The 12161-nt window shown below is 67.5% G+C and carries 8 protein-coding genes; 7 read left to right on the plus strand and 1 reads right to left on the minus strand.

Annotated features, from left to right (window positions below; genetic code table 11):
• The first annotated feature begins 33 nt into the window (after positions 1-33).
• The 7 genes from AAG591_RS02705 to trxA are packed head-to-tail and all read left to right on the plus strand — an operon-like array spanning position 34 to position 11339.
• On the plus strand, positions 34-2391 hold the full coding sequence (locus AAG591_RS02705; protein WP_342529408.1) for a PAS domain-containing sensor histidine kinase: 2358 nt from the start codon (positions 34-36) through the stop codon (positions 2389-2391).
• The gene (gene tsaE, locus AAG591_RS02710; RefSeq protein WP_342529409.1) at positions 2391-2828 is read left to right on the plus strand and encodes a tRNA (adenosine(37)-N6)-threonylcarbamoyltransferase complex ATPase subunit type 1 TsaE; all 438 of its coding nucleotides are present in this window, start codon (positions 2391-2393) and stop codon (positions 2826-2828) included. Before AAG591_RS02705 ends, tsaE begins: the two co-directional genes overlap by 1 nt.
• A complete protein-coding gene (locus AAG591_RS02715) occupies positions 2825-3805 on the plus strand; it encodes an aminoglycoside phosphotransferase family protein (protein WP_342529410.1) in 981 nt (326 codons plus the stop codon). The genes tsaE and AAG591_RS02715 overlap by 4 nt, the downstream gene beginning before the upstream one ends.
• Positions 3805-4521 (plus strand): nucleotidyltransferase family protein, encoded by a 717-nt coding sequence (locus AAG591_RS02720; protein ID WP_342529411.1) that lies wholly within the window; start codon positions 3805-3807, stop codon positions 4519-4521. Before AAG591_RS02715 ends, AAG591_RS02720 begins: the two co-directional genes overlap by 1 nt.
• Positions 4514-7495, plus strand: a complete 2982-nt coding sequence (locus AAG591_RS02725; RefSeq protein ID WP_342529412.1) for a PD-(D/E)XK nuclease family protein — start codon at positions 4514-4516, stop codon at positions 7493-7495. Before AAG591_RS02720 ends, AAG591_RS02725 begins: the two co-directional genes overlap by 8 nt.
• Entirely contained in the window at positions 7492-10971 is a 3480-nt protein-coding gene (addA, locus tag AAG591_RS02730) for a double-strand break repair helicase AddA (protein ID WP_342529413.1), read from the plus strand. The genes AAG591_RS02725 and addA overlap by 4 nt, the downstream gene beginning before the upstream one ends.
• Positions 10972-11018: 47 nt before the next feature.
• Positions 11019-11339: a thioredoxin gene (gene trxA / locus AAG591_RS02735; RefSeq protein ID WP_342529414.1), complete on the plus strand. Its 321-nt coding sequence runs from the start codon at positions 11019-11021 to the stop codon at positions 11337-11339.
• Positions 11340-11346: 7 nt separating this feature from the next.
• Here the strand turns inward: trxA and AAG591_RS02740 are convergent, their stop codons facing one another.
• A complete protein-coding gene (locus AAG591_RS02740; protein ID WP_342529415.1) occupies positions 11347-12159 on the minus strand; it encodes an inositol monophosphatase family protein in 813 nt (270 codons plus the stop codon).
• Between the last annotated feature and the right edge of the window lie 2 nt (positions 12160-12161).

The raw sequence follows: 12161 nt of genomic DNA on the forward strand, positions 1-12161 counted from the left end.
CCAAGCGACCATTGCCGGGCCTAGCTGATTCTTATGGATCTTGGCTCAACCGCGCTGGCACTTCTGGGCCTATTGCTGGCGGCGTGGACCGCTGCTGCGGCGTGGCTGATGATCGCCGCCGGGGCGCGCTCGCGCGGCGCGGACGCGGCACGGCGCACGGCCAGGCGGCTGGGTCGCCTGCTCGACGAGGCACCCACGGCGGCCCTGCTCGTTCGCAGCGATGGACGGCTTGAGGGATCGGAGAGGTTGGCGCACTGGCTTGGCTTCGAGCAGCTGCCGCAGTTCCTCAGCGAATTGTCCAAACATCCCGACCGCGGACTGACCGGCGAGCAGCTCGACGAACTGACCGAGAAGGTGCGGCTCGCCCAGAAATCCGCCGCGCCGTTCCGTATGGCGGTGACCTTGCCAGGATCGTCTCGCAGCCTCGCATTGCGCGGCAGCCTCGCCGATCCGCAAGTCTCGCCCGGGGGCGCGGCGCTGATCTGGGTGTTCGATTTCTCCGAGAGCGAACATGAACTTGCCAAGATGCGGAACGAAACCGCGCGCTCCAAATCCGATTTCGCAGCGCTTGTCGGCCTGATCGAGGCTGCACCCACCCCGATGTGGTTCCGCAACCCGGACATGCAGCTGCAACTGGTCAACAAGGCCTATGTCGCTGCCGTCGGTGCCGCCAGCGCGCAACGCGTGATCGACGAGCAGATCGAACTGGTCGAGCCGATCGACGGCGTCAGTCCTAGCGCGATCGCGCAGCAGGCATCGCAGAGCGGCGAACCCGTCGAGCGGATCGTCTCCGTCACCAGCGTCGATGGAAATCGCCGCCGCTTTCGCGTTTCCGACTTGCCATTGGGTCAGGAAGGGGTGGCAGGTTACGCGGTCGACATCCAGGAACAGGAAGACCAGGCGCGCGAGCACCGCGCCTATCGCGAAGCGCAGCGCTCGATGCTCGATCGTCTGTCGGTCGGCGTGGCGCTGTTCGATGGCCAGCGGCGTCTGACGTTCGCCAACCAGCCATTCCGCCGCCTGCTGGGGATTCGGCCCGGTGCGGGCGCGATTGGAGCGGCGTTCGAGAGGATTTTGAGCGACGCGCGAGACGAAGGCCGGATCACCGAGGTTCGCGATTTTCCCAGCTGGCGCAAGGAGCACATTGCGTGGTTCGAGGCGGGCGACACTCAGGAGGAAGACTGGCCGCTATCCGACGGAACGCATCTGGCGGTGGTCGGCCAGCCAATGCCCGATGGCGGGCTGGCGCTAATTGTTGAGGACCGGACCGAACAGCTTTCCATCGCCGCCAATCGCGACACCCTGCTGCGAACGCGCACCGCAATGCTCGACAGCCTGTTCGAAGCGCTCGCGGTGTTCGCTCCCGATGGCACCCTGCAGCTCTGGAACCACAGCTTCCCCGAGACCTGGGGGCTGGAACCCGAAGCGCTCGACAGACACCCATCGGTCGACACGCTGCTCGCCGAGATCCAGCCCAACCTGGCGCGGCCCAAGCAGGCGAAAGGCGTGGGCGAGGTGATCCGCTCCGCCACGCTCGACCGCAAGGAGCGCGCCGGGCGTCTGCAGCTTGCCGATGGCCGGACGATCGAATTCGCCGGCATTCCGCTACCCGATGGCAATGGCCTGCTGACCACGCTCGATGTGACCGCCAACGAACAGGCCGAAATGGCGCTGCGCGACCGGGCCGAGGCGCTGGAGGCGGCGGACAAGGTGAAGACCCGCTTCCTCGCCAACATGTCATACGAATTCCGTACTCCGCTGACATCGATCGGTGGTTTTGCGGAGCTGCTGGAGGCGGAGGTCGCCGGGCCGCTCACCGATGGCGCGAAGGAATACGTGGCGGCGATCCTCGAATCGGTCGCGCGGCTGACCGACCAGGTCGAAAACGTGCTCGACCTGTCGCAGAGCGAGGCGGGCCTGCTGCCCATTGCAGCGCGGGACTTGTCGCTGCTGGCTTTCGTTACGGGTGTCGCCCGGGCGCGCGAAGACGCGATCGAGGCGAAGAACCTTTCGCTCGATCTGACGGGCAGCCAGTCGCTCACGCTGTCGGCGGACCCGCGCCAGCTGGGGCGCGCTATCGGTCAGTTGCTCGATAATGCGATCGAAGCGTGCGACGAGAAGGGGCGGATTCTCGTCGATCTTTCGAAGCACGATCAGGGTGTAAGAATCGTCATCTCGGACGACGGACGCGGGATGGATGACAGCGAACTGGCGCGCGCGCTCGACGGAATGCGGGCGGAGATCGGGAGCGAGGGCGCTTCGCGTCGCCAGGGGCTGGGACTGCCGCTCGCCAAACAATTGATCGAGGCACATGGCGGGCGGTTCGAGATTCAATCGCGCAAGGGTGTCGGCACAAGCGTCAGCCTCTGGCTGCCGAGGAAGCCGCGCTGATGACTGTCGACCTTCCCGACCTTGTAGCAATGGAGGCTTTCGGGCTGCGCATTGCGGCGAACATGCGCGCGGGCGACGTCATATCGCTCTCCGGCCCGCTGGGGGCGGGCAAGACCACGCTGGCGCGGGCGATCCTGCGGGGGGCGGGGCACGAAGGGGAGGTGCCTTCGCCCACCTTTACGCTGGTGGAAATGTACGACGCGACGAACCCGCCCATCGCGCACGCCGATTTCTACCGGCTCGACGACCCCTCCGAAGCGGCAGAACTGGGGCTGGACGATTATCGCGAAGGCGCGGTTCTGATTGCCGAATGGCCCGAGCGGGCCGGTGGCTTCGCGCATGAGCCAGGCTGCCTTCGAATTGCGGTGTCTTTTGCCGATGACGGTCGCAAGGCGATTGTCGAATGCGGGGCGGATTGGCTAGGACGCGCGCCATGAGCACATTGCCTGACGGTATCGACACATTCCTCGGCGCAGCCGGTTGGGCGGGGGCGCAGATTGCTCCGCTGACCGGCGACGCCAGCTTCCGCCGCTATTTCCGGCTCCACCATGAAGGCAAGAGCGCGATGCTGATGCATGCGCCGCCGCCCGAGGAACCACGCGAATTCCTCCATGTCGGGCGCTGGCTGATCGACCAGCAGATTCGCGCGCCGCTGATCTACGCCGAAGATCTCGACAAGGGCTGGGTGCTGATCGAGGATTTCGGCGATGCACGCATGCGCGACTGGCTCGATGAGAATCCGCACGGCGAGGAAGAAGCCTATGCGGGCGCGATTGCCACGCTGGTCGATCTGCATCGCAAGCCCGCCGGGCCATTTGCGCCGTATGACGAGGCGACCTACCTGCGTGAGGCGCAGCTGTTCACCCAATGGTACTGCCCCGCGCTCGGCCTCGATGTCGACGCCGCCGGGTTCGATGCGGCGTGGCGCGATGTGCTCGCTCCGCTGACCGCGAACCAACGGCCGGGCGTAACCGTGCTGCGCGATTACCACGCGGAGAACATCATGCTGCTGCGCCCGGAGGACGGCGCGAGCGAGCAGGGTGTCATCGATTTTCAGGACGCGCTGGTCGGCCATCCGGCCTACGACCTCGTCTCGCTGTTACAGGATGCACGGCGCGACGTGTCGCCCGAGCTGGAGACGAAGATGCTCGCCCGCTATCGCGAACAGGCCGATTGCGGGCCGGAATTCGATGCCGATTACGCCCGGCTCGGTGCGCAGCGGAACACCAAGATCGTGGGAATTTTCGCGCGCCTCAACCAGCGTGACGGCAAGCCGCGCTATCTCGGAATGATCCCGCGCGTGTGGGAAGCGCTGGAACGCGATCTGGCGCACCCGGCGGTGGTTCCGGTCGCGCAGTGGTTCGACGCGAACATCCCCGCCGAGCTACGCGCCAGATACGGAGCGGTCGGCTGATGGCCAAGCTCGCCAGCGACACCGCGATGGTGATGGCCGCAGGGCTGGGCAAGCGGATGCGGCCGCTCACCGCGACCATGCCCAAGCCGATGGTGCGCGTGGCGGGCAAGCCGCTGATCGACCACACGCTCGACCGGCTGGCCGAAGCGGGCGTTTCGCGCGCGGTGGTCAATGTCCACTACCTCGCCGATGCGCTCGAAGCGCATGTTGCCGAACGCACCAGCCCGAAGGTGGAGATTTCGGACGAGCGTGACATGCTGCTCGAAACTGGTGGCGGCATGATCAAGGCGCAGCCCATGCTGGCCGATCCGTTCTTCTGTCTCAACTCCGACAATATCTGGCTCGACGGGCCGGTGAATGCCTTCGTCGAGCTGTCCGACTTCTGGGATGCGGAGCGGATGGACGCGCTGTTGCTGGTGGTGACGCACAAGCGCGCGGGCAATTTCAACGGGCCGGGCGATTTCCACGTCGATGCGATGGGCGGCGTGACGCGGCGCAAGCCGGGGCGGATCGCGCCCTTCGTCTATACCGGCATCCAGCTCGTCTCGCACCGGCTGCTGCGCGATGCGCCCGAGGGCAAATTCTCGACCAATATCCTGTGGGATCGCGCAATAGAGGAAGGCCGCCTGTTCGCGCTTCCCTTCAACGGCGAGTGGTTCGAAGTTGGCACGCCTGCGGCCATCCGCACCACCGAGGAGGCGCTCTCGCGTGGCTGAACCCACGCGGCCCGAAGTCTACTCCATCGCGGCGCACCGCGGGTTCGCCGATGCCCTGGTCGCGGGGCTGGTGCCGCGCTACGGCAAGGACGGGCTGGGCCTCGCCCGCCTCACCCTGCTGCTGCCCAGCGGACGCGCGATCCGTACGGTGGGCGAGGCATTCATCCGCCACATGGGCGAAGGCGGCGGCGGCGGGCTGCTGCTGCCGCGCATGGTCACCATCGGCGATCTGTCGCTCGACGAAGCGCTTGGCCCGCTGCTCGATCCTCTGGTGGCGAGCGATATTCGACCAGCGGTCGACCCGACCTATCGCTGGCTGAGGCTTGCGGCGTTGCTGGCCGAGGAAATGGGAGCGGATGCGCCGGAAGGCCCGCCGCTGTTCCGTCAGGCGCGAATGATCGCCGAGACGATGAACCGCCTGCTGGTCGAGGATATTGCGCCCGAGGATTTGCTGGGCGAGCGCGTGCTCGATGTGGTCGGCTCGGTTGCGGGACACTGGCAGGACAGCCTGCGCCGCTTTGCGCGCGTGCAGGCACGCTGGCGTGTCGAACTTGGCGAAATGGGCCGCGTCGATGCGGCAACCCGGCGCAACCTGCTGTTCGCCCACGCCGCCAAAAGCTGGCGCGCTGAGCCTCCCGCAACCCCGATCGTCGCGGCGGGTGTTACCAGCGCCGCACCTGCGCTCGCACGGTTGCTGCGGGTCGTCAGCGAATTGCCGGAAGGCTCGGTAATCCTGCCCGACCTCGACCTCTCGCTGTCGGACGAAGCATGGGAGGAACTGGGCAGGGCAGGTATGGCCGACGAGCCCCAGGGCGAGATCATCGGTCGCAGGGACGCGCCGACGCACCCGCAATATCACCTCAAGCTGTTGCTGAACCGCATGGGCGTCAATCGCGGCGAGGTGCAGCAATGGCACCGGCGCGGCATCGGCGCGGCCAACCCCGACCGGACCCACGCGGTCAGCGCGCTGTTCCTGCCTCCCGAAGCGAGCAAGAGCTGGGTCGAACTACCGTCGGAGAAGCGGCGGTTGGCGAGCGTGCAACTGCTCGAAACGGGCAATCCCGAAGAGGAGGCGCAGGCGGTTGCGCTCGCCGTGCGCCGCAAACTGGAAACGCCGCAACAGCGCGTGGCGGTCATCACGCCCGACCGCGCGCTGGCGAGCCGGATCGTACACCACCTGCGCCGCTGGGATATCCAGGCCGATGATTCGGCTGGCGCTCCGCTCGGCGACACACCTGCGGGGCGGGCCATGCTGCTGCTCGCGCAGGTGATTGCCGAGAATGCTGCGCCGGTGCCGCTGATCGCGCTGCTCGGCCATCCGGCGATGGGGATTGGCGATGCCGAAAACCCGGACCGAGCGCGTGCCGACTGGCTCGATGCACTGCGCCGGTTCGAGGATCGCTTGCGCGGCCCGCGTCCGTCGCCGGGGCTCGGCCCTTTGCGGGCGATCGCTGCCAAGGCGGATGTTGTCGAGTGGTGGGACGGTGTAGCTGCGCGCCTCGAACCCCTGATGAGCGGCGAGGGCGCGCTGCTTGCCGACCTGCTGGGTGATCTGGCGCGCGTTCTCGAAAGCTTCTGCGGTGAGAGCATCTGGGCGCGCGAAGATGGGCGCGCGCTGGGTAGCTTCGTCGAAGGCCTGCGCCAGCAGGCACAAGCCGCACGGACTGTCCTCGACCCGGGCGATCTGCACGATGTCCTGTCCGACGCGATGGAGCGGATTGCGGTGCGCCCTGCCTATGGCGGGCACCCGCGCGTGGCGATCTACGGCCTGCTCGAAAGCCGGATGGCGCGCGCCGACCTGATTATCTGCGCTGGGCTGAACGAGGGCACCTGGCCGGGCGGTTCCTCGCCCGATCCGCTGCTCGCGCCGCCGGTGCTGCGCGCGCTCGGCGTGCCGGGGGCGGAATTCCGCATCGGGCTCGCGGCGCACGATCTTGCCGGTGCGCTCGGCGCGCCAGAGGTGCTGCTGACGCGCGCGGAGCGTGATGCGGATGGGCCCGCGATCCCGTCGCGATTCTTCCTGCGGATCAAGGCGCTGCTGGGCGATCTGGCGGACCGGCACGAAGAGACTGCATTGCCCGCGCTGGTCCACGCGCTGCGCGATGCCGAGCCCGCGCCGCCCTATCCAATTCCCGAGCCGTGCCCGCCTGTCGAAGTGCGCCGGGTCAGCATCAGCGCCACCTCGCTCGACCGGCTGCGGTCCGACCCGTACCAGTTCTACGCCCGCTCGATCCTGCATCTGGGCGAGATGGACCCGCTCGACGCAGAGCCCAGCCCAGCGTGGCAGGGCACTCTGGCGCACGCGATTCTGGAGGAATGGCACAAACAGGGCGGCGCGCTGACCGATCTGGCGGAAAAGCACCTCGCCGCGATGGACGCGCATCCCCTGACCCGCGCGCTGTGGGAGCCGCGCCTGATGGCCGCGCTCGAATGGATTGCCAACCAGGTCGAAGCCGACCCCGAACGCCGGATCGTCGCGGTCGAGGAGAAGGGCAGGCACCTGTTCAACGGGATCGAGATCACCGGCACCGCCGACCGGATCGACCGATTGGCGGACGGCAGCTACGCCATCGTCGATTACAAGACCGGTGGGCCACCGTCGAAGAAGATGGTGGAGGAAGGCTTCGCGCTCCAGCTCGGCACGCTCGGGCTGCTGCTGGCCGAAGGGGCCTATGCGGATCGCGGGATCGAGGGTGAGCCGACGCGGTTCGAATACTGGTCTCTGGGTCGCGATGCGAAGTCGGACACGGGCTTTGGCTATGTCACCACGCCGCTGAAGGTCGGGGCTGCGCGCACCGGCATCCCGCCCGAGGATTTCCTTCCCGAAACGCGCCGCTTCCTGACCGAGGCGCTCGACACGTGGATCACCGGCGATGCGCCGTTCACAGCGCGCCCGAACCCCGATCTGAAGCTCTACGCGACTTACGACCAGCTGATGCGGCTTGAGGAATGGCTGGGGAGGGAGAGCGAATGAGCAAGCTCTATCCGCTGTTGCCCGAACAGGGACGTGCTGCCGATCCCGGCCATTCGGTCTGGCTCTCCGCCAGTGCGGGGACGGGCAAGACGCAGGTGCTCTCGGCCCGCGTGCTGCGGTTGCTGTTGCAGCCGGGCGTGGAGCCGGGTTCGATCCTGTGTCTCACCTTCACCAAGGCGGGCGCGGCCGAGATGGCGACCCGCGTCAACGAGACGCTGGCGCGCTGGGTGCGGATGAAGCCCGACGCGCTGGCCGCGGACCTCAGGGCCATCGGCGCGAAGTTCGATCCCGATACGCAGGCGCGGGCGCGCACGCTGTTCACCAAGGTGCTCGATTGCCCGGGGGGCGGTCTCAGGATCGATACGATCCACGCTTTCGCACAATACCTGCTCGCCGCCTTCCCCGAGGAAGCGGGGCTGGAGCCGGGCACCGTGGCGATGGACGACCGCACGCGCGAACTGCTTGCGCGTGAGGTGCTGACCGACCTCGTCGAACACGCCGACGATACCGATCGCAGCGCGCTTTCCATGCTGTCCCTCCGCCTCGGCCCCGATGGCGCGAAGGGCTGGCTGATGGCCTGCGCCAAGGCGAGCGAGCTGTGGGCCGATCCCGGCGGCTGGCGCAGCCCGCTGCGTGCGCAGGTGTTGCAACTGCTCGGACTGCCGAGCGACTTCGACGAAGCGGCGCTGGCGCAGGAATGTGCCGACGATGCGTTCGATTGCGCGTCGTTGCGGGCGTGTCTCGCCACCTTGCAGGACTGGAACACGAAGAGCGGTCGCGACGCTGCCGAGCCGGTCTCCGCGTGGCTTGCTGCAGATGCGACGCAGCGGTTGGCGACACTCGCGTGCTTCAATGGCAGCCTGCTGGTCGCCGATGGCTCCAAGCCGAAGAACCTGACCAACCTCGCCAAGCGTGACCCGCTGTACGAGGGCAATGTCGAGGCGGTGCGCGCCAATCTCGACGCGATCCGTGAGAAGCACGCCCTGCTGGCGCTGACCGAATACCTCGCGCCTGCGCTGGAGCTGGGGCGGCGGTTCGCGCTGAAGTGGGACGAGGCGAAGCGTTCGCGCGGGCTGGTCGATTTCGACGACCAGATCGCGCGCGCGGCGGCACTGCTGAGCAAATCGGAAATGTCGCAGTGGATCGGGTACAAGCTCGACCGCGAGTTCGATCATATTCTGGTGGATGAGGCGCAGGACACCAACGCCAGCCAGTGGGCGATTATCGACGCGCTGACGCAGGACTATTTCGACGGGCTGGGCGCTGCGGGCGCACGACTGCGCACCGTGTTCGTCGTGGGCGACTACAAGCAGGCAATCTTCGGCTTTCAGGGCACCGAGCCGCAGCTGTTCCTGTCGCAGCGGGAAAAGTATCGCCAGACGATCGATCAGGCTCTCGCCAATGCGGAGGAACTGGCGCGCGAGACCCGCGACGTTCCGCTGGTCCCGCTGAGCCCGCTCCAGCCGGTCGAACTGCAACAGAACTTCCGGTCCTCGCAGACCATCCTCGATTTCGTCGACCAGGCGGTGGCACAGGTCGGGACCGAGGCGATGGGGATGGCGGGCGAGGAGGTCCACCACACGGGCGAGGATCGGCCTGGCCGCGTGACGCTGTGGGCGCCGATCCGCCCGCAGGAAAGCGACGATCCCGAGGCGGTCGAGGAAGACGGCGCGGAAACCTGGCTGCCCGCACCCGAGCGCCGCATGGCCGATGCGATCGCCGCCCAGGTCAAGGGATGGCTCGACGAAGGCCATCCGCTGACCAAGGGCGGCAATCGGCGGGCCACCCCTGGCGACATCATGATCCTTGTCCGCAAGCGCCGTGCGCTCGCCGGGCTGATCGTGGCGCGGCTTCATGCGGCGGGCGTGCCCGTTGCCGGGGTCGATCGCCTGCGTCTCGGGTCGCCGCTCGCGGTGAAGGACCTGCTGGCCGCGTTGCGCTTCGCCGCGCAGCCGCGCGACGACCTCAGCCTGGCGAACCTGCTGGTCTCGCCGCTGGGGGGCTGGTCGCAGGACGATCTGCTGCAACATGGATTGCGCGAGCGGCAAGTCGGCCTGTGGGATCATATCCGCCGCAGCGACGCACCCTTGTGCATGGCAACTGCCGAGCGCCTCCGCGCGCTGCTCGCGCGGGTCGACTACGAGCCCCCGCAGGCGCTGCTGCAATGGCTGCTGAGCGGACCGTGGGACGCACGGCGCAAGCTGGTCGCGCGGTTGGGTCGCGAAGCGAACGATCCGATCGACGAACTGGTCGGCGCAGCCTTTGCCTATACCGCCGAGCATACCGCCAGCCTGCAGGGCTTCCTCAACTGGTTCGACGCCTCGGACGAGGAATTGAAGCGCGAAGCTGCAGGCAGCGGCGATGCGGTGCGCGTGCTGACCGCGCACGGCTCCAAGGGCTTGCAGGCACCGATCGTGATCCTCGCCGATGCCACCGGCAATTCCGATCGCGGTCCTGCGCGGGCCGGGGAACTGGCGACGGAAGATGGCCGCCCGGTTCCGCTGCCTCCCTTGCCCAAGGAAGCGCGGGCAGGGCCGGTTGCTGCGGCCGAGGAAGCCAAGGCCGCCCGCGAGCGTGAAGAGCACTGGCGGCTGATGTATGTCGCAATGACCCGCGCGGAGGAGGCGCTCTATATCGGCGGCGCGCTGCTGCCGAGCGACAAGGAAGTGCCCGAAGCGAGCTGGTATGCGGTTGCGGCTTCGCTGTTCGAGGGGGAACCGCTGGCCGATCCGATCTGGGGCGGGAGCCACGATCTGGGCGCCTTGGGCGACATCGCGGCACCAGCGCCGGACGCTGCCAGCGAAGATCGTCTGCCGCAGCTGCCCGACTGGGCTGAGCGGCCTCTCGCTGCCGAACCGAGCCCGCCGCGCCCGCTGGCGCCGTCGGCTGTCGGCGAGGATCTTGCGCCCAATCCGCCGGGGCTCACGCAGACAAACGAGGCTGCGCTGCGCGGGACGCTGATCCACCGCCTGCTCGAACGCCTGCCCGATATCCCGCTCGACCTTCGGGAGGAGCGGGCGACCGTGTGGCTCGCATCGCAAGCGAGCGAGCTGTCCGAAGAGGTCCGCGCGCAGATGGTCGCGCAGGCGCTCGCGGTGCTCGACAATCCGGACTTCGCCGACCTGTTCGCGCCCGGTGCGCTGGCCGAGGTTTCGCTTGCCGCGACGGTCGAGGGGCAGGTGGTCACCGGCAAGCTGGACCGGCTGTGCGTGGGCGATGACGCGGTGCTGGTGGTTGATTACAAGACCACCCGCCGTCCGCCGCAATCGCTCGATCAGGTGCCAGCCGCGACGCTGAAGCAGATGTCGGCCTATGCCTCTGCGCTGGCCAGCATCTATCCCGGACGGCGCATTTCCGCAGCCTTGCTCTACACGCATGCCCCGCATTTGATCGCCTTGCCGGAAGACCTGCTGGCGCAGCACAAGCCCGGCTTGGGGGACAAGCAGACAAGCTTGCCCCTCTCCGACTTTGCGTGACGCGCCAGACTTCCTAAGTACGGGGCCAAGACTCAGGAGATTGCCTTATGGCCACCAAGACCGTCACCGATGCCAGCTTCCAGACCGACGTCCTCGACAGCGACAAGCCCGTGCTTGTCGATTTCTGGGCCGAATGGTGCGGGCCGTGCAAGATGATCGCGCCTGCGCTGGAGGAAATCAGCAACGAGCTGACCGATCAGGTCACCATCGCCAAGATGGACATTATGGAAAACACCGACACGCCCAGCAAGCTCGGCATTCAGGCGATTCCCGCACTGGTCCTGTTCAAGAACGGCGAGGTTGTTGCGCGCCAGCAGGGTGCCGCGCCCAAGAACCAGCTCAAGGGCTGGCTCGAACAGCAGCTCTGACCGGTTATCAGGTCGCGGGTTGGTAGCCCGCGACCGCCAGCCGCGCGACCAGCTGATCGTACAGCGCGCGGTTTGCTGCGCCGATCATGCCCCTGCGGCCGTCGTCGACGCGGTAGGGCGATCCGTCTAGCCGCAGGCAGGTGCCTCCCGCCTCGTTCAGGAACAGATTGCCCGCCGCGTGATCCCACGGCAGCGTGCGTTCGTAGATCGCCAGATCGTGCTCGCCCAGCACGGTCAGCGGATATTGCTCGCACGCCGCGCCGGGCGCCTGCACCGGTGTGTAGTGCGGCAAGATCTCGGTTTCGAATCTCGAGCGCTGGTCGGGCGCCATGAATTTCGTCATCGCGGCGAGACGCGGCGGATTTGCGCCGCTACTGCGCGCGAGCACCTGCTCACCATCGACCGTTGCGCCTTGCCCCAGATGCGCGGCGCACAGCCGGTCGCGCTGCGGATCGTAGATCCACCCCGCCTGCGCCGCCCCGCCTTCGGCAAGCGCGATCATGATGCCGAAATGGCCGCTACCGCTGGCGAAATTGGCGGTGCCGTCGATCGGATCGATGATCCAGCACGTGCCCGACAGGCGATCCATCACCGACGGGTCGGCATGCACCGCCTCCTCGCCCACGATGGCGGCTTCGGGGTGGAGCTTCGCCAATCCTTCCGCCAGCGCGACCTCCGCCTCGCGGTCGGCGATGGTGACGAGGTCGTCGTCCGCCTTCTCGATGATCTCGGTCGCCTTGAGCGCCCGGTGGCGCGGCATGATGATCCGCTCCGCCACATCGCGCATCAGGGCCAGAACTTCGCGGTCGAGTACGCTCATGA

The sequence above is a fragment of the Citromicrobium bathyomarinum genome (genome assembly GCF_038594485.1).
Taxonomy (GTDB): Bacteria; Pseudomonadota; Alphaproteobacteria; order Sphingomonadales; family Sphingomonadaceae; genus Alteriqipengyuania; species Alteriqipengyuania bathyomarina_A.